Origin of the sequence: Chryseobacterium indologenes, assembly GCF_002025665.1 — a bacterium.
GTDB classification, from domain to species: Bacteria; Bacteroidota; Bacteroidia; order Flavobacteriales; family Weeksellaceae; genus Chryseobacterium; species Chryseobacterium metallicongregator.
Map to the genome: position 1 here is coordinate 312553 of NZ_CP018786.1, position 18768 is coordinate 331320.

The 18768-nt window shown below is 34.7% G+C and carries 17 protein-coding genes and 1 tRNA gene; 8 read left to right on the forward strand and 10 right to left on the reverse strand.

Annotation, left to right across the window (positions count from 1 at the left end; genetic code table 11):
* Positions 1-344: 344 nt before the first annotated feature.
* Together BUE84_RS01345 and BUE84_RS01350 are read right to left on the reverse strand one after the other, a co-directional pair.
* A tRNA-Glu gene (locus BUE84_RS01345) sits at positions 345-419 on the reverse strand.
* 60 nt (positions 420-479) lie between these two features.
* The gene (locus tag BUE84_RS01350) at positions 480-1766 is read right to left on the reverse strand and encodes an N-acetylmuramoyl-L-alanine amidase (RefSeq protein ID WP_185117007.1); all 1287 of its coding nucleotides are present in this window, start codon (positions 1764-1766) and stop codon (positions 480-482) included.
* A gap of 53 nt (positions 1767-1819) precedes the next feature.
* On the opposite strand from BUE84_RS01350, the gene BUE84_RS01355 reads away from it, so the two are divergent.
* The 3 genes from BUE84_RS01355 (at position 1820) to BUE84_RS01365 (ending at position 5384) form a co-directional block, all read left to right on the forward strand.
* Positions 1820-4405: a putative LPS assembly protein LptD gene (locus BUE84_RS01355; RefSeq protein WP_079240208.1), complete on the forward strand. Its 2586-nt coding sequence runs from the start codon at positions 1820-1822 to the stop codon at positions 4403-4405.
* Between the two features lie 143 nt (positions 4406-4548).
* A complete protein-coding gene (locus BUE84_RS01360) occupies positions 4549-4929 on the forward strand; it encodes a RidA family protein (protein WP_034694591.1) in 381 nt (126 codons plus the stop codon).
* Positions 4929-5384: a hypothetical protein gene (locus tag BUE84_RS01365; protein WP_034694594.1), complete on the forward strand. Its 456-nt coding sequence runs from the start codon at positions 4929-4931 to the stop codon at positions 5382-5384. Before BUE84_RS01360 ends, BUE84_RS01365 begins: the two co-directional genes overlap by 1 nt.
* Before the next feature lie 70 nt (positions 5385-5454).
* Here BUE84_RS01365 and BUE84_RS01370 read toward each other — a convergent pair whose 3' ends face one another.
* Both BUE84_RS01370 and BUE84_RS01375 read right to left on the reverse strand, forming a co-directional pair.
* The gene (locus BUE84_RS01370) at positions 5455-6024 is read right to left on the reverse strand and encodes a GNAT family N-acetyltransferase (protein WP_079240209.1); all 570 of its coding nucleotides are present in this window, start codon (positions 6022-6024) and stop codon (positions 5455-5457) included.
* Positions 6025-6201: 177 nt separating this feature from the next.
* Positions 6202-7731: a trypsin-like peptidase domain-containing protein gene (locus BUE84_RS01375; RefSeq protein ID WP_079240210.1), complete on the reverse strand. Its 1530-nt coding sequence runs from the start codon at positions 7729-7731 to the stop codon at positions 6202-6204.
* Positions 7732-8070: 339 nt separating this feature from the next.
* On the opposite strand from BUE84_RS01375, the gene BUE84_RS01380 reads away from it, so the two are divergent.
* Positions 8071-9432 (forward strand): rhodanese-related sulfurtransferase, encoded by a 1362-nt coding sequence (locus BUE84_RS01380; RefSeq protein WP_079240211.1) that lies wholly within the window; start codon positions 8071-8073, stop codon positions 9430-9432.
* A gap of 71 nt (positions 9433-9503) precedes the next feature.
* Positions 9504-10079 (forward strand): 5-formyltetrahydrofolate cyclo-ligase, encoded by a 576-nt coding sequence (locus BUE84_RS01385; protein WP_079240212.1) that lies wholly within the window; start codon positions 9504-9506, stop codon positions 10077-10079.
* Here BUE84_RS01385 and BUE84_RS01390 read toward each other — a convergent pair.
* Both BUE84_RS01390 and BUE84_RS01395 read right to left on the reverse strand, forming a co-directional pair.
* Positions 10028-10609, reverse strand: a complete 582-nt coding sequence (locus BUE84_RS01390) for a hypothetical protein (RefSeq protein ID WP_062673539.1) — start codon at positions 10607-10609, stop codon at positions 10028-10030. The genes BUE84_RS01385 and BUE84_RS01390 overlap by 52 nt on opposite strands.
* Positions 10593-11774, reverse strand: a complete 1182-nt coding sequence (locus BUE84_RS01395; RefSeq protein WP_079240213.1) for a hypothetical protein — start codon at positions 11772-11774, stop codon at positions 10593-10595. Before BUE84_RS01395 ends, BUE84_RS01390 begins: the two co-directional genes overlap by 17 nt.
* 183 nt (positions 11775-11957) lie before the next feature.
* Here BUE84_RS01395 and BUE84_RS01400 point away from each other — a divergent pair, with 183 nt between their 5' ends.
* Positions 11958-12287 carry a hypothetical protein gene (locus BUE84_RS01400; RefSeq protein ID WP_034694620.1) on the forward strand — a complete coding sequence of 110 codons (330 nt, stop codon included), beginning with the start codon at positions 11958-11960 and terminating at the stop codon, positions 12285-12287.
* Positions 12288-12405: 118 nt separating this feature from the next.
* Here BUE84_RS01400 and BUE84_RS01405 read toward each other — a convergent pair whose 3' ends face one another.
* The 4 genes from BUE84_RS01405 to rmuC all read right to left on the reverse strand — a co-directional run bounded on the left by BUE84_RS01405 (position 12406) and on the right by rmuC (position 16432).
* Positions 12406-13173, reverse strand: a complete 768-nt coding sequence (locus BUE84_RS01405; protein ID WP_079240214.1) for a TrmH family RNA methyltransferase — start codon at positions 13171-13173, stop codon at positions 12406-12408.
* A gap of 20 nt (positions 13174-13193) precedes the next feature.
* A complete protein-coding gene (locus BUE84_RS01410) occupies positions 13194-13985 on the reverse strand; it encodes a CPBP family intramembrane glutamic endopeptidase (RefSeq protein WP_079240215.1) in 792 nt (263 codons plus the stop codon).
* 89 nt (positions 13986-14074) lie between these two features.
* Positions 14075-14914 (reverse strand): LytTR family DNA-binding domain-containing protein, encoded by an 840-nt coding sequence (locus BUE84_RS01415; protein ID WP_079240216.1) that lies wholly within the window; start codon positions 14912-14914, stop codon positions 14075-14077.
* A 12-nt stretch (positions 14915-14926) separates the two neighbouring features.
* Positions 14927-16432 carry a DNA recombination protein RmuC gene (rmuC, locus tag BUE84_RS01420; protein ID WP_079240217.1) on the reverse strand — a complete coding sequence of 502 codons (1506 nt, stop codon included), beginning with the start codon at positions 16430-16432 and terminating at the stop codon, positions 14927-14929.
* Between the two features lie 222 nt (positions 16433-16654).
* Here rmuC and BUE84_RS01425 point away from each other — a divergent pair, with 222 nt between their 5' ends.
* Entirely contained in the window at positions 16655-17329 is a 675-nt protein-coding gene (locus tag BUE84_RS01425; protein ID WP_079240218.1) for a response regulator transcription factor, read from the forward strand.
* A gap of 2 nt (positions 17330-17331) precedes the next feature.
* On the forward strand, positions 17332-18696 hold the full coding sequence (locus tag BUE84_RS01430) for a sensor histidine kinase (RefSeq protein WP_079240219.1): 1365 nt from the start codon (positions 17332-17334) through the stop codon (positions 18694-18696).
* The last annotated feature ends 72 nt before the right edge of the window (positions 18697-18768 follow it).

The window sequence follows — 18768 nt, forward strand, 5'->3', positions numbered from 1 at the left end:
GTTTGTATAATACTTAGACTCTGTATGAATACAAATTTCAGTTATAATCAGAATCATTTCAATTACCCTTTTTCGTGATTTTGATGTTGAGTTTTTATCTGCTCAAAACGGTTCCTGAAATCAGAAATGTAATATGGAGCAATCAAAAGTTTGCTTTTGTGGATGTTGGGGAAAAATGAAACTATTGCCCTAAAGAATCTTTAAAAGAGATGAAGAAAGATTATGAAATTCGCCCTGTACAAAGTGTGTACAAGAGTTCTTTTAAAATATATGGAGATTTCGTTGACTTTTAGAATAAAAAAATCCCTGAACCTTATATAGGTTAGGGATTGATTGATCTAGTTTGGTAGCCTATAGGGGAATCGAACCCCTGTTGCAAGAATGAAAATCTTGAGTCCTGACCACTAGACGAATAGGCCAAATTTTGAGGTTGCAAAAGTAGGAATTAACTTTTAAACTTCAAAATTATTTTTTTTGATTTATTTATAGACCTTTTGTATCACAGTATTTTTGACACTTTTAGCTTCAAGTTCCTTTTGAAGTTTTACAGCATCTTCCAATGTGTATACTTTTCCATAGGTGTAATAAAATACACCACTATCCTTATTTCGTTCTACATCTTTTAAATTCTGGAGGATATAAGAATTGCCATTCAGCTTATCACCTGCATACACTTCGATCGTATAATATCCCATGCTGATTCTCTGATTCGGCATAAATCCTACGGCAAATGCATTTCTGAAACCTGCATCTTTAGCTGTTTTAAGATTAATATCTTTTACAGAAGCCATATTGGTTACGGCATAGTAATACTTGTATTGTCCGTTTTCTTTAAGCGTAAGAATATAATTCAGACCTTTCAGGGCAGGATCATTTTCATTGTATTTCGTAGGAGAACTCATCAATAGAATTCTGAAATCGTTTTTCAAAGGAACTTCTGCAGGCTTTTCAGGCTCAGGCTTTTTAACAGCAATAGAACCGCCGGATTTTCTGTCAACTGCTTTTTTATAATCAATAATAGCATTATAGATACTTTCTGCAATTTCAGTCTGTCCTTTGTCTGAAGCAATATAGTGGCTTTCCTCAGGGTGATTGATAAAACCTGTTTCTATCAGTACAGATGGCATAGCATTCATACGGAGAACGTGAAGGTTTTTCTGAAATACACCTCTTGAGGATCTTTTATCTTTATTAACAAAATTATCTTCTACTAATCCTCCCAAAAGAAGACTTGATTCCAGATATTTACTTTGCTGAAGCTTCAGGGCAATTAATGACTCTGGAGAATCAGGATTATAAGAACCAAAGGTTTGCTTATCTTTTTCATCCAGGAAGATCACATCATTTTCCCTTTTGGCTACTTCAAGATTTTCGTTATTCTGGTTAGGTCCCTGTACATAAGTTTCTGTACCATAGGCTGTAGGTCTTTGGGAAGAATTACAGTGAATGGATACAAAAAGATCTGCTTTGCTCCTGTTAGCCAGATTGGTTCTGTCAGACAGAGAAGGGTATTCGTCAATTTTACGGGTATATATTACTTTGAAATCTCTGTTTTTCTCTAACATGGCACCTACTTTTAACGTAATGGCAAGTGTAATGTCTTTTTCTGCGACTCTTCCAATGTCGGAATATGTCCTGTTGGCTCCATGATCACTTCCTCCGTGTCCCGCATCCAGAACGATAGTAAACTTCTTTTGAGAGAAAATAAAGTTGCTGGTTAGGATAAGGAGAAATGATAAAATTATTTTAAAATTTTGTTTGTGCATCTTACAGTTATAAAAATTATATTAATTTTGGGCCTTAATTATATAGTATAAAATTGGCCAAAACCGTCTTCAAAAATATATTACAAATTTTAATTATCCTAATTTTTAACAATTTTTTAGCACAGAAAACTCCTGAAAAATTGCCTAAAAATGCGGTTAATGATACTATTTCCAAAAAGGATACCATAGTTGTAAAAAAAGAACCCTTAAATGATGTTCTTCGTACAAAAGCGGATGATCAGAGAAGAGATGTCCCTAAAAAGATGACATTCCTGAACAAAAATGCTCAGGTAAAATATCAGGATATGCAGATTGATGCAGATTATATCTCTATTGATGATAACAAAAATCTGATCTATGCAAGAGGGAAACAAGACTCTTTAGGAAAAATTATTGAACCTGTAATTACGACGCAGGCCGGGAAAAAATACGAAACCAACGAGTTCAGCTATAATACAAAAACCAAACAGGCGATTGCTTTCAATGCAAGAACAGAAGAAAGTGAAGGGGTAATTATAGCTCAGAAGACTAAAAAATATAATGATTCCGTATTCGCAATGAGAAAAGCGGATTATACAACGGATGATTATTTCATTAAGAAAAAAGATACGGCAGCGGATTATTTTATGAGAGCTTATAATATTAAGCTGATTAAAACCAAAACAAAATCCCAGATTGTTACAGGTCCTATTCAGATGTTTATCGAGCAGGTGCCTACGCCGCTTTACCTTCCGTTTGCTATCTTACCGTTTTCAGATAAAAGAGCAGCAGGTATTCTGATCCCGAGTTTTGGAGAAAGAGAAGATGTTGGTTTCTTCCTGAACGGGATAGGATATTACCAACCCATTGGAGAACACTTCGACCTTAAAGTTTTAGCAGATATTTATACAAAAGGAAGCTGGAACTTACGTCCTCAGGTGAATTACCAGAAAAAATACCGTTACTCAGGAAACTTTACTGCGGACATCGGTACTATGGTAAGAGGGATTAAAGGTTTGGACGATTATACTAAAAACAGTACCTATAGAATCAATTGGACACATTCCCAGGATTCTAAGGCCAATCCTTTCCTTACATTCAGTGCTTCTGTGGATATTGTAAGTACCAAGTTCTATAATAACCCGTTGAATAACAACTACATTTTCAACCAGAATGTATTGAATACCCAACAGAACTCTACGGTAACCCTTACCAAAAGATTCCTGAAACTTCCGATGACTATTACAGGAACGGCTTCTTATTCACAAAACTTTGCCACAGGATTGGCAGACCTTCGTCTTCCACAGATGAATGTAGCCATCAACCAGTTCTATTTATTTAAGTCAAGAACAGGAATCAGACAGGGACTTCTTGAAAATATTACGGTGAATACCGGGTTCAACCTTACCAATTTCGTAAATACTCAGGAGAACGAGTTGTTTAAAAAAGAAATGTGGGATAAAATGCAGACAGGACTTAAAAACAATATCGCATTAGCTACCAATACAACATTGGCAAAATATTTCACGTTCAGTTTAAGTGCCAATATCGACAATGCTTTGACAACAAAAACGTTGAACAGATATTATGATCCGGTAAAAAATGTAACGGTTGACGAGATTAACAAAAACTTTACAGGATACTCTACTTTCTCCACTTCTGCCAGCCTTCAGACAACGCTTTTCGGAATGATGAAATTCAAAAAAGGATCTACAGTAGAAGCGGTGAGACATATGATGACTCCAAGTTTGAGTTTTACTTATTCACCAGACTTTTCAAGTCCTAACTTCGGATATTACAGAAACTATTATAATGCAACCGGAGCGTTGACGCCATATTCTATTTTTGAAAAAGGAATTATCGGAAGCCCGTCAAGTGGTATGCAGGGAGCCTTAGGTTTCAATATCGGTAACAATATCGAGATGAAAGTAAAGTCTAAGAGTGATTCTACAGGGGTAAAGAAAATCAAAATTTTTGAATCTTTAAACCTGGCAGGAAGCTACAACTTTGCCGCTAAAGATCATCCCTGGTCTGTATTTTCAATCAACGGACAGTCTTCATTTTTCAATAATAAACTTACTGTAAATACCAGTCTTGCACTAGAACCTTATAAAATTGATTTCTCATCAGGAGAGAATACGGGAGTGAGAACAGAACAGTTCGGTCACTTCAGTGTACAAGGGTTCAACGTTCAGCTATCTTATCCTTTAAGCAGTGAGATTTTTGGGCAGAAAACAGATTATGCCAAGAAGTATTCTTCGAAGGGAGAGGTCCGAAATGAGAATTATTATTTTGATGATGATCATTACGCTCACTTTGATCAGGCATGGACTTTAAATATCAGTGCGAATTATGCATACTCAAAAGGATTAAGCAAATTTGCTAACAAAATTGCATCCATAGGATTGGATGGTAGTATCAAGTTAACTCCTTACTGGAATATTAACGGAAGTACACATTATGACATGGTGACTAAAGAATTGGCATATACAAGAATTGGTTTTTCAAGAGATCAGCGAAGTTTTACGATCAATTTCAACTGGGTTCCTTTCGGACAGTATAAAGTTTATGATTTCTTTATCGGGATCAAAGCCAATATCTTAAGCGACGCATTGAAGTACAAAGACAGAAGCTTTACCCAGCCTAATGCACCTTTCTAATATCAGATTGGCATTTGACAATATAAATTTTATATTTGCAAGCAAAATAAATTCTAATGAAATCACTGTTGGCAGAATTTAAAAACCAACGAATATTGCAGATAGTGATTGCATATAACCATAGAAAAAAATAAATATCCGCTATGAAACAAATAATCAACACAGTTAATGCACCTGCAGCTATCGGACCTTATTCACAAGCTAATATGGCCAACGGAGTTTTGTATATCTCCGGACAGATTCCTGTAGATCCTGCAACTGGTAAATTGGTAGAAGGAATTGAAAAAGAAACGCACCAGGTAATGAAAAATCTTGAAGCGATTCTTACTGAGGCCGGCATGACTTTCAAAAACGTTGTAAAAGCTACTATCTTCCTTAAGAGTATGGATGATTTTGCTGTAATGAATGATATCTATGCATCTTACTTAGATTCAGAAAGCTATCCTGCCCGTGAAACAGTACAGGTTTCATGTTTGCCTAAAAATGTGGATATCGAAATTTCTATGATCGCACATCAGGATTAATGAACTTTATAAGAAATACAATTGCGGTTCTGATAGGTCTTGGTATTGCAGGGCTTATTATTACTCTTGGTATAAGGGCTTTTCCGCAATGGGTAACTTTTGAGGCTTTTGCTCCGTTTGAGCACTGGCAAAGGTTTCTTTTCAGCATGAAAGATGATAAGGCGTTTTTCGGTTTCCTTTTGTTTATTTCCGGATTAGGAACTACCATCGGGGGAGTGGCAACGGCTATTATCGTTAAATATGCTAAAGTGGCTTATGCTATTCTGATTGGCTTTATTATGCTTTTTATTGCTATGTTGGATGTTATTATTTTTCCTTATCATCCTACATTCTATAAGATTTCTATTTTCCTTACGTTCTTTCCGTTTTCCTGGATTGGAGGTAAGATTGTAGAAGTGATCTACGAAAGAAATAAAAAGAAAAGTATCGCTGATAAAATGAACAAGTCTAAATAAACAATAAAAAAACGCTGCAGAGATCTGCAGCGTTTTTTGTTGATATGAAAAGCATTAATAAATTTCTCTATTAAGCATATTTCAAAAAATAAAGAGGATAATCCAGCTCAAAGGTTTCATGGAAAATGGTAAATCCATTTTGTTGATAGAAGGTTCTATTTTCTAATGTTGTTGTTTCAACATATACGAGATCGTTCTCATATTTATTCATAGATTCCTTTAAAATTTTTGTACCTATCCCTTTTCCTTGTTCACTGGGAACTACAGCCATTAACCATAAATGAACAAATTTTTCTTCCGGATGAAACTTTGCTAAGAGTTTTTCTCGTTGTAAAACTTTAAAGATATTTTCAATTCCAATACAATTGAACAGTAATTTTATTTCAAGCAAGATTTTTTTTAAACTGAATTGGAATTTATCTAAGTATAAAATACACCCTTTGTGATCATCACTAAGAAATATACTTCCATTTAGTATTGATAAATCGAATTGAAACTCCATTAATGCTTTCAATCTTTTATATCTGTTACCAGAATTCTTTATAACAAAATTGATAGAATTAGGAATAAGAACATTTATGAAAGCCTGGCATAAAATATTAACGACTCTTTCTCTATCCTTATAGGTGGCTTTTTTCATGCATTTTTGGTTTTTCAAATATATGAAAAAATAGAATTATTAGACATTGTTAGTTAGTGTTTTATGTGGTTTGTATTAGGTTTCTTCATTGAGTTTAATTATCTTGTTTTTTTTCATAAAAAAACCATTCTTAAGTAAGAATGGTTAGCTTTTTTAATGTTAAATCAAAAAAATCAATTAAGGCATTTTGAATCCTTTGGTATAAATTCTTCCGTAGTCATCCACGAATTTCACCTGCACATTCCCCTGATATTTTTCAAGGATCTTTTCAACATCTTTCTGTGAATTGACCGGTTTACCATTGACTTCGATGATGATATAGTTATCTACGATTCCGATTTTAGCCATTTCGCTGCCCTCAGATACATTTTTAGCAACCACACCACTGTTCAGTCCGTATTCTGTTTTGAAACGCTCTGTAAGAGGATCAAATTCAGCTCCTATTTTTTCAGTTACGGTAAGATCTGCTTTTGTTCTGGTGGAGGTACCTCCTTTCTGGTCTCTAAGCGTTACAGTAGTAGTACCTTCTTTACCATTTCTTGAATACGTTACCTGAACTTTATCACCAGGACGTTTGCTTCCGATAGACATAGAAAGGTCAGCAAAATCTGTGATATCGTAGTTGTCAACTTTGGTGATAACATCTCCTTTTTTCAATCCTGCATCTTCAGCACCACTGTTCTCACCAAATCCTGTAACATAAATTCCGGAACCTACTTTCAGATTTGTTTTGAACTGCTTGTTGTAAGAAGTTACCAATTGATCGTTCGAAAGATCTAAAGACTGAACACCTAAGAATCCTCTCTGTACAATTCCGAATTTCTTGATATCCTCAACAATTTTTCTTGCTAAGTTAGACGGCACTGCAAATCCGTATCCCTGATAATATCCTGTAGTAGACTGAATTGCAGAGTTGATCCCGATAAGCTCTCCATTTGTATTTACCAAAGCTCCTCCAGAGTTACCCGGGTTAATAGCAGCATCCGTCTGAATGAAACTCTCAATAGGATTAGTCGCTTTTCCCTGGCTTCCAAGAATTCCGATACCTCTTCCTTTAGCGGAAACAATACCTGCCGTTACTGTAGAATTTAATCCCAATGGATTTCCTACAGCAAGAACCCATTGTCCCACGTCAATATTGTCAGAATTCGCGAAATTCAGATAAGGAAGACCTTTTTCTTCAATCTTAAGTAAAGAGATATCCGTGTTAGGGTCTGTTCCAACCAAAGTTGCGATATATGATTTTTTGTTGCTTAGTACAACTTCAAGCTTATTGGCACCTGCTACCACGTGGTTGTTGGAAATAATATAACCATCCGGAGAGATGATTACACCAGAACCCATTCCCGATGGCATATTATCAGGAGCCTGCTGCTGTTTCTGTCTCTGTTGGCCTCTTCCTCCAAAAGGATCTCCGAAAAAGAAGTCAAACAAATCCTGTTCTGAAGCTCTGCTGGCTGTTCTGCTTTGATAATTTTTAATGGTAACTACAGCAGGAACAGTTGTCTTAGCTGCTTTTACGAAATCATCACCCACTGCTCCCGTGTTCATTCCTGCGAATGAAGTATTGGGGGCTGCTGTTGTGAAATAAGATTGATCTCCATTGTTGGAGCTATGTCCGAAATATTGTAAAGCTCCAACGGTAGTAGCTCCGGAAATGACTCCAACTACTGCAAATGGTAATAGTTTTTTTAAAGTACTCTTCATTGTATATCTTTCTTGTTTATTAATTAATTTCTTTTTTATGTTTTTGAGTAAACAAATTTAATGTTAAATAAGTAAGCAATTAGTATGCTATGTTTCAATTTTAACTAAAATTTAACGGCTATTATATCATTTTATGCCTTATGTCATAATTGTTAATGCCGTAGTTAACAAAACTTAAAAAAAAATTAAAGAAAATATGGCAGATTCATGTTATAAAATAATCTGTTTTTCATTGCTGACAGCTCATTACTTATTGTTCGTGATTTCTGTCATAAAGATACTTAATTCAAAAATTCTTATCTTTGCAAAAATTTTATTCTCACTTAAAACGTTTATAGCATGCAACTGTATAACACCTTAAGCGCAGAAGAAAGAGCTCAACTTATTGATGAAGCCGGTAAAGACCGTCTTACTTTGTCTTTCTATGCGTATGCCAAAATCGAAGACCCCAAAAAATTTCGCGACGAATTATTTATAGCCTGGAACGCACTTGATGCACTTGGCCGTATTTATGTTGCTAAAGAAGGAATCAATGCTCAAATGAGTATTCCTGCTGATCAGTTTGAGGCTTTTCGTGATACGCTGGAAGTATATGACTTCATGAAAGGAATCCGTTTGAATGTAGCGGTAGATCAGGACAATTATTCTTTTTTAAAATTAACCATAAAAGTCAGAAACAAAATTGTTGCTGACGGTTTGAATGACGAAACTTTTGATGTTACCAATAAAGGAATTCACTTAAAAGCTCAGGAGTTCAATAATTTATTAGAAGACCCGAACACCATTGTTGTAGATTTCAGAAATCACTACGAAAGTGAAGTAGGACACTTTGAAGGAGCTATTACTCCGGATGTGGAAAATTTCAGAGAAAGTTTACCGATCATTAACGAACAGCTACAGGATTTTAAAGAAGATAAAAACCTTTTGATGTACTGTACCGGAGGAATCCGTTGTGAAAAAGCCAGTGCTTACTTCAAACATCAGGGTTTCAAAAATGTTTACCAATTGGAAGGAGGTATCATTGAATATACACGCCAGATAAAAGAAGAAGGAATAGAGAGTAAGTTTATCGGTAAAAACTTCGTATTTGACCACCGTTTAGGGGAGAGAATTACAGATGATATTATTTCACAATGCCACCAGTGTGGAAAACCTTGTGATAACCATACGAACTGTGCTAATGATGCTTGTCATCTTCTATTTATCCAATGTGACGAATGTAAAGCGGCAATGGAAAACTGCTGTTCTACGCAATGTCTGGATACGATCCATTTACCTTGGGATGAGCAGGTGAAATTAAGAAAAGGACTTCAGGTTGGAAATAAAGTATTCAGAAAAGGAAAATCAGATGCTTTGAAATTCAAAAACTCTGGAGATTTATCAGATAAACCTTTAGCAAAAGCTGAAACAAAAAATATTCGCCAAAAGATTGCTGTTAAAAAAGAATTGATTGGAAAGGCAGAGCATTACTACTCAAAATCAAAGATTGCACAGTTTTTAATTGAGAACAAAGATCTGTCAATAGGTGATAAAGTATTAATTTCCGGTCCAACAACAGGAGAACAGGAAGTTACTGTTACTGAAATCTATGCTAACGGAGGTCCTTGCGAAACAGCAAAGCCAGGAGATCAGATCACTTTCGAACTTCCGTTCAGAGTTCGTCTGTCTGATAAACTATACAGAATTGTGCAAAACGCATAATCCCAAATAAGCGATAAAGCTGCAAAAGCTTGTCAGGTAACAATTATTTCAGTTCAAATAACTTAATAATTATGCTAAAAGCTGAGCTTAGAAAAAAATATACTCAAAAAAGAAAAGCCTTGTCTACCGATGAGGCTTTCTTGTTATCGGAGAAGATTTTTGAAAATTTCATACTGTATTTTAAACCAAAAGAAGGAGAAAAGGTACATGTTTTCATTCCTATTCCGGCAAGAAAAGAAATTGATACCCAAATCTTCATTCAATATTTTTTAGCGCAAAACATCCGTGTTTATGTACCTAAAATTGTTGGAAATAAACTTATTAATATTGAGATCTTTGAAGATACTTTTTTTGAAACCAACAATTGGGGGATTTCAGAACCTGTTTCCAATGAAGATTCTGGGGAAAAATACTTTCATTATGTGATTACGCCTTTGCTGTATTGTGACAAAAAAGGGAATAGAGTAGGCTATGGTAAAGGATTTTATGATGGCTTGTTTCAAAATATTTCCAATGAGACAAAAAAAATCGGAGTCAATTACTTTGACCCCGATGAATATGTGGATGATGTCTGGGAAAATGATATTCCCCTGGACTATTTGGTTACTGCTACTGAAGTACTGTCTTTCTTAAGCGGTTTGGAATAAAAATCTAAAAAGTAAAATTTAAATTCTTTTTTAAGCTTGGAAGTAGAAAGCAGGATATATTGTGCATTCTTTTCAAAACTTCCCAGCGACTTATTCTTATTGTCAAAGTATTCCACATTGAACTTGGCGTAGTCCAGTGTATCTTTTTTATAAAACTCTTTATAAACATTCAGGTTGCTCACTTTAGCTGTTTTTGCTTTCATGCTGTCCAGTTCTTTCAACAACCTTTTAAACGTCAGAGAATCCGGTTTGTGGAAATAACTTTCCATTTGTGAATAAATCACGGTATCTATTTCTGTATTTCTGTTTCCGCTAAGATATAAAGTAGACAGATCAAGAAGTTCCTGAACTTTCTGTTTGGTGATGGAATTAATCGCCTGCATACTATCCATCTGTACGGCAGGATAGCTTTTTTCATTGTTGCTGTTTCGTAGTTTATCGAGGTCACTTACCTCTGAGGTTTTATTATTACAGGCAATAAATAACGTCAGAAGCACGGTGAAAATTAAAAAATTACTTATTCTTTTCATCTGTGGTAGCAATTTTAAATTTGATGGATACAATCTTACCTTTGTTATCCTTTTTCATTTCTATTACATTCAGGTTTTTCAGTGAGGTGGTTGGAGTCGTTACCAGAGTGATGTATTTCTGCTTATCCAATCTTTCTATTCCGTAGGTATCATTATCATATACCTGGTAGATCACGGCATTGCTGCTGATTAGGTTTTCCAGCTGGTTTCTCTTCTGCTTAATGAGTGCAACCTGTTCGTCGGGATTTCCCCCTTTGATATCTTTTATAGAGAAATAATAGACAGCCATCTTATAATCATCCGGCTTTAGTTCTATTTTTTCTTCTTCAGGGGCATTTTCAAGATTTCTGTTCACTTCCAGAGGCTCGTAGAAAGGAGCACTGATTCGCATTTTTAAATTTTTATCCTTGGTAGAATAATAAAAACACTCACCCGGTTTTATTTTATACATCAATGGAGATTCATTTTCTTTCACTACCATTATTTCTAAGGTATTGATCACAGAAACTCCTCTGTCTTTATCGATGAAACAATATTTGTAAGTTTTTGAAAAAAGTACATCTTTAAAACCTAAAAGACCGGTAATCGTAATCAAAACTGAAGTGATAAGTGCCCATGCATTCTTTTTGAAGAAATTTTTCTTAGGCAGAACCGATGAAATTTCAACTTCATTGGCAGTGGTCTTGTTTTGTGTAATTTGCTGATTTTCAGTATTTGATTTTTGTAAATCAGTGTTTTCTGGGGCCCTTATTTCAACTTTTTTAGGTTGAAATTCAATTTTTGGAAGTTCAGGAGCTTCAGAAACTGTTTTTTCAAGTTCATCGAGATCTTCTTCGTCAAAATTTTCATTTTCCTGAAGTAATTCACCTGCAAAAAGATGTTGCTTTTTGAAATCGTACCATGAGTTGTAACCTGCATAAATACTCAATAAATTGAGCATATCTATTCTAGGCAATTTAGTAACAGGTGAAGTTTTAAAATAGGTATAAAATGACTTTTCACTGATGTTACCTTTTGCTTTTTTTCGCAGGTCTTCCTGGAAATATATAATATCTATACCCTTCCACTTGGAGATATCATCCTGTGAAGGGGTATATTCTTTTAAGTATTGACCCTGAACATCCTTTTTTAGCTGTTCAAAGTGTAATAGATCTAAATCTGTCAATTTTTCAAAAAATAATTAAATTGTTGATTATCAGCTATGTTTTTTTGTAAAACTATTTTACAAAGGTATTACAATTATTTTTCATAGACAAATTTTCTAACTGCTCTACCTTTGTCTTGTTCAAATAACAGAACAGAAGAAAATTTTATAAAACAATATTAACAAAATTAAATTTAATTTATTATGAAAAAGTCATTATTCGTAGCTGCTATCGCTGCAATCTCTCTAGTTGCTTGTAAAAAAACTGAAGCTACTGCTACTGAAGGTACAACTGATTCTGCTGCTGCTACTGTAGCTGATTCTGCTGCTGTAGTTTCTGATTCAGCTGCTAAAGTTGTTGATTCTGCTGCAACTACTGCTGTAGAAGCTACTAAAGATGCTGCTGCTGCTACTACTGCTGCTGGTGCTGAAGTTGCTAAAGATGCTGCTAAAGGAGCTGCTGACGCTGCTAAAGGAGCTGCTGATGCTGCTAAAGGAGCTGCTGATGCTGCTAAAGATGCTGCTAAGAAATAATTCTAGCATACGCTTAACAATAAAAAAACCGTTTCACCCAGTGAAACGGTTTTTTTGTGCTTAGTCATTGCGAGCCGAAGGCGGAAGCAATCTCATTTTATAAAAAGTTATATAGGATTTATCCTTTCTTCTGTTTCAAAGATTCATAACAGGTAATAGCAACAGCATTACTCAGGTTCAAAGAATCAATACTTCCAGCCATTGGAATTAAAGTGTTTTTTCCTTTTCCAATCCAGAAATCACTTAATCCGGAATGTTCCGTCCCGAATAATACTGCTGAACGCTGTCTGAAATCTCTCTTATAAAGATCTTCCGCAGTTTCGTCCATGAGCGTTGTGTAGATATTGAAGCTGTTTTTTTGCAGGAATTCCAAGGTTTCTTCATTCTCAGCCTGATAGACTTCCATTCCGAAAAGGCAGCCAACACTGGATCTGATCACATTAGGGTTGTAAAAATCTGTTTTTCCATCTGCAACAATCAGAGCATCTACTCCAAAAGCTTCACAACTTCTTAAAATAGCGCCAAGATTTCCTGGTTTTTCTACACCTTCCACAATAATTACTGTAGAATCTTTTTTAGGAACAAATGAAGAAAGTGAATTTTCTTTTGCATGGTAGATTCCGATAATCCCTTCAGAACTACCTCTGTAAGCTATTTTTTCATATACTTTTTCACTTACATAATGGATTTTTCCATTGGGTAGTGTTCCTTTAAAGATATTTTCAGAGATAAAGAACTCCAACGGTTCAAAATCATACTGCATGGCTCTTTCATTTTCCTGCTGGCCTTCTACTACAAAAACTTTTGATTTTTTACGAAACCTGTTGTCAGTAAGGAGCTTAGTGACATTTTTTATTTTATCGTTTTGAAAACTTTCTATCAACATGCTGCAAAATTATGCAAAATTTATGATTGAAGTTCTCTGGTTTTGATAAAAAGGTTTTTCCATGTAACCTCCATTGTAGTTTTATTTTTCCTTTTACAATAGATGACCGCTAAGATCAGGACGGCAATGGATAGGAATTTATAGAGATTTCCATATAGATTCCCGGAAACGTTTTCTGATACATTAAAGATTTCCCAATACAGATTCATAAAGAAATGAAGGAAGATTGCAGTCCATACATTGTATTCCGATTCAAAATATGCCCAGGCAAAGAATACTGATCCTAAAAATGTAATAGCAAATATCTCGGTGAGTTCTATTAAGTTCTGACTTTGATACAAATGTACCTGTGCAAACAACAATGAACCTAATAAGGCAGATGATAAAAATCCAAGCCGTGTAAATCTGTATAGTATTCCAATAAGAAAAGCTCTGAAAATAATCTCTTCAAAAAATGCTGAAGATAATGTGTTGATAAATAATGTTTCAAAATTTATTTTACTGATTATTTTAAAATGAATCACATATCCAATCAACATAGGAAGAGTACTGATAAGAGCTAAAGTGAAACCATTGAAAATAGGTTTGTCTAATGAAAACAGGTCTGAAATGTTTCTTTTTGGGAATAGAATTTTTAACGTAACGATTAATGGGACTAAAGTCACGGAGTAAGCAATTATATGAGCTATTGCTTTACTGTGAAACAAATCTTTTGAGAAAGTCTGGATCGTTTTAAAATAAACTAAATCGAAGAAATAATAGATAGTAAATCCTAGAATAAAGATGAAAAAGAAGCGGATGTTTTTACTCATGTCTGTTAATTTTGAGCAAAAATGTAGCTTTAAATCAATGCTTTCAAGTTAATGTGATCAATGACAAAGAATAGTGACGAATGACAAAATTATGAATGCTGCTGTTGCAATTGAGGAATAATTGAAGAAATGAAACTCCTTGAAACAGGAATTCCAAAATCAATTTCCGGAAGAATTAATTTATAACCCTGAGCATTTCCTTTAAGGTTTTTTACCCTTCCAAGATTGACTATATAAGAACGGTGGCATTTTTTGACAGAACATGTTTCGATTTGCTGTAAAACATTAGCTAAACTTATTCTGATCATTATTTTTTGTAAGCTACTATGCTCTAAAAAGTAAAATGTACAGTAATTTTCCATGGACTGAACGAATAGAAAATCGTTCTCATTGATGATAAGTTCTGTACTTTGTGCAGTTATTTTTAACAGATTTTGTCGTTGTTTGGTAGGCGAAACGGGAAGATGTTGAGAAATATCGCGGGCTTTCTTTTCATGAATATTCTTTAAATAGATGTACCGTGATAAAATATAGATGATTGAAACCGGAATACCGATTGCAAGAGAATATAAGAACATGTAGAAATAATTGCCAAGATCCAGTGCTACATGGCTTAAAAATAATGAATTGTAAAAATAGGATAAAACAGAGCTCAGGAATAGAATGAGAATTATTTTTACAAACTCCGCACCAATATTCCAGTTGTTAAAACGGGAAGTCATAAGATTAGCAATAAAAAATGCCATTCCAAAAATAATACAATAGGGGAAAAGTAGTAAAAACTTGTAAGGATGTTGAAAGTTTTCCGTACCAAAGGGCTGAAAAATGATCAGAAACAAATAGACAGCAATTCCTGCTCCCAGTGAAGAAACGAAAATTTCTTTGAAAGATTCGGATTTAGGGTATGGATATGCTGTAAATGAAAACATAAAACCTGGGATTTAGCTTTCTGATGGCTCAATAAGATTGCCGTTGTCAATAAGACTTTGCGGCAGGTCTTTTTTATTTTTTATTCCTAATGATTTCAATTTCTGAGTCTGGATCACCAGGTTGTCATTTCCGGTGTGAAGCTGCTTATAAGCATCATTGAATACATTTTTCGCCTGATCCAGATTTCTGCCTACTTTTTCCAGATTTTCTACAAAACCTACGAATTTGTCATAGAGTCTGGCTCCGCGTTCAGCAATTTCTATAGAATTCCGGTTCTGATATTCGCGTTTCCAAAGATCAGCAATCAGCTTAAGAGAAGTGATCAGATTGCTTGGATTAAGCAAAAGAATTCTTCTTTCATAGGCATAGTTCCAAAGGTTTTGGTCTGCCTGCATTGCCGCAATATAAGCCGGTTCACTCGGAATAAACATCATCACGAAATCCAATGATTTTCCATAGTCATCGTATGCTTTTTGACTGAGTTGATTAATATGGTTTTTGATAGATCCAAGATGCTGGCTTAGTTTTATAGCGTAGACATCTGCATCGGCTTCATCTACCAATTCTGTAAAAGCAGTCAGAGATACTTTTGAATCAATAATAACATTCCTTTCGTCAGGGTATTTTACAACGGCATCAGGACGCATTTTCTTTCCTGAGAATTCTGAGAATAAAGCTTTATTGTCTTCATCACGCAATTCATGCTCAAGGAAATATTCTCTTCCTTTCATCAAACCTGATTTTTCAAGAATACTTTCCAGAATCATCTCGCCCCAGTTCCCCTGGGTTTTGCTTTCTCCTTTCAGGGCACGGGTCAGTTTTTTGGCATCATCGGAAATCTGCTGGTTCAGTTCTGCCAGTTCTTTCACTTTTTCTGCAAGGGAGAAACGTTCTTTATTTTCCTTTTCGTAGGCTTCGTTGACTTTATTTTTTAAATCCGCGATTTTTTCCTGAAAAGGTTCAAGGATATTTTTTAAGTTATTTTGATTTAAGGCAGTAAACTTTTCAGTTTTTTCTTCTAAAATTTTATTGGCAAGGTTTTCAAACTGAAGTTTAGAATCTTCCTGAATTTTAACAATTTCTTCTTTCTGGGTGTCAAGAGATTGTTGAAGACCTTCATTTTTGGCAGAAAGTTCAGAGTTTTTAGCAAAAAGAGTCTGCTTTTCAAGAATGTGAGTTTCTATCTGAGAAGTCTGTCTCTGATGGGTTTGTTTCAATTCCTGAAACTGAAGATTTAGCGATGAATATTCGGCAGATATTTTAGAAAATTCAGTTTTCAGGTCATCCAATAGGTCCTGCTGCAGCATATTGGCTTCTTTTTCTTTACTGATATTCTGAGTAAGCTCCTGAATTTTCAGATTTGAATTTTCAAGATCAGATTGGTTTTTTATAGATAAAGTGTTCAGTGCATCATAAGAACTTCTTGAAACCATTGATGACTTCAATGCAAAATATAATATAACAGCGCCTAGTACACCACCGGCAATCAATCCAATAATTAAATATATCATCTCCATCTTCCAAAATTATGAAAAAAGGTCGGAAGCTGGAAGCGGGATGTAGGAAGTTCCTTTTGGACAAATAAGAACTGATTGTTTTCTTACAATTAAATTCAATATTTTTTAAAAGATAATAAAATGGAAACAATTGCTTTATAAAATTCCATTACATCTCTCTTCCAGCCTCCAGCTTCCTTTCTGAATTAGAATACTTATATTTATGGGAAATTTCAGAGACTTATGAATATTTTGTTGGTAGAAGATGATCAAAGAATCAGCAATTTTCTGATAAAAGGCCTTTCCGAGGCCGGCTATAATACGACCCTTGCAGATTCCGGTGAAAAGGCGCGTGAGCTTCTTCATACCTATGATTTTGATATTATTTTAATGGACATCATGCTTCCCGGATTGGACGGAATGCAGCTTACACAGATTATCAGATTTAAAGGAAACTATACCCCGATTTTGGTTTTAAGTGCCCTGAACAGTCCTGATGATAAGATCAAAATGCTCGATATGGGCGCTGATGATTATTTATCCAAACCCTTCCATTTTGAGGAACTGATGTCAAGGATTAAAGCTTTAACCAGAAGAAATAAACTGAGCTATCAGAAAGAAGATCAATATTTATCATGCGGAAACATTGTTATTGATACTGATCTTCATAAAGTAACTCAGAATGATAAGGAAATAGAATTTTCCCCAACGGAATACAAATTGTTTACTTTCCTGATGGAGAATAAAAATAAAGTATTGAGCAGAACCCAGATTTTACATAAGGTATGGGGAATTGATTTTGATAATACAACGAATGTAGTGGATGTTTATATTTCCTATGTCCGTAACAAGATTGATGAGACAGAACAGAAGATTATTCATACGGTAAAAGGAACCGGATATTTGATCAAAGACTGAAAATGACGCTTAGAAACAGATTTACCCTTATTTCAAGCCTGTCATTCGGCATTGTTTCTATCATCACATCTGCGGTGATATTCTTTGCCTATTATGACAGTACCAAGATTTTTTATTTTGAAAAGCTAAGAAATACGGCTCTGATCTCTGCTATTTATTATCTCGAAAAGGATGAACTCCCGAAAGACCGTCATGCCCAGATTAAAAAAGAATACAATCACCTGATTCAGAATAACAGGGTAGCGGTTTACAATCAGAATAATGAAGTGACTTTTGGGCATAACCTGAATGATAAGAATATCAAACTTTCCCATTTGCAGGCTGTCCGTAATAATAAAGGAATACAGTTCATGTCTGATAATCAATTCTACTACGGGATTTTTTATCCGGATAATCAGGGAGATTTTGTGGTTTTTGTGAAATCTTCCAACGATTCTTTCCAATCGCAGATCCTGAGATTGGCTATTATCATGCTTTCAGTATTGCTGATTGGGCTTCTGGCAATCTATTTTCTGAGCAGATATCTTTCTAAAGTGGTTTATAAACCAATCTCCAAGGTAGTAGAACGGATCAATAAAGTAGAGTATAATAACATTTCTACGGCAATTATTACTTCTACTAATACCAATGATGAGATTGAAGATCTTATTAAATCATATAATAAACTGTTGGGCAGAATTTCAGAAAATGTGCTCTTACAGCAGAACTTCATCAATTATGTTTCCCATGAATTTAAAACACCTTTAGCTGCGATTTCCGGAAACCTGGAAGTCTTTGCCCAAAAAGACCGTACACCGGAAGAATATAAAGAAGTAGCTAAAGAGTCATTGGAAAACGTATATGAGATTGAAAATATTCTCAACAATCTTTTGCTGATGTCCGGAATGACCAAACTGGAATCTTCTCACAAACCTATGAGAGTAGATGAGCTGATCTGGAAGATTTATGAGAAATTAGAACCAAAAGCAAAGGAAAACCATTCATCCATTAAAATACAGCTTGAGGTAACGAAACCAGCTTTACTGGAATTTCCAGGAAATGAAACGTTGTTATATCTTGCATTGTACAATATTGTAGAAAATGCCATTAAATATTCCTTTGATAAACCTGTTGTGATTACATTATCAGAAAAGGCAGATCAGCTGTATATCGAAGTCAAAGATGAAGGAAGAGGAATTCCGGCTGATGACCTTGTGAAGATATCTGAAACTTTTTATAGAGGAAAAAATGTAGACACAGTGAAAGGAAGTGGAATTGGCCTGTCCCTTTCAAAAAGTATCTTTGATCATCATCATATTGTGATGAAAATTGATTCTATTGTGAATGTAGGTACAAGCGTTCTCTTAGAATTTCCTGTTAATTCTTGATTTTTCTCCCACAGATTTCCCAGATCTCGCAGACTGATGATTTTAGATTCATTTTAAATCTTAAAAAAATCT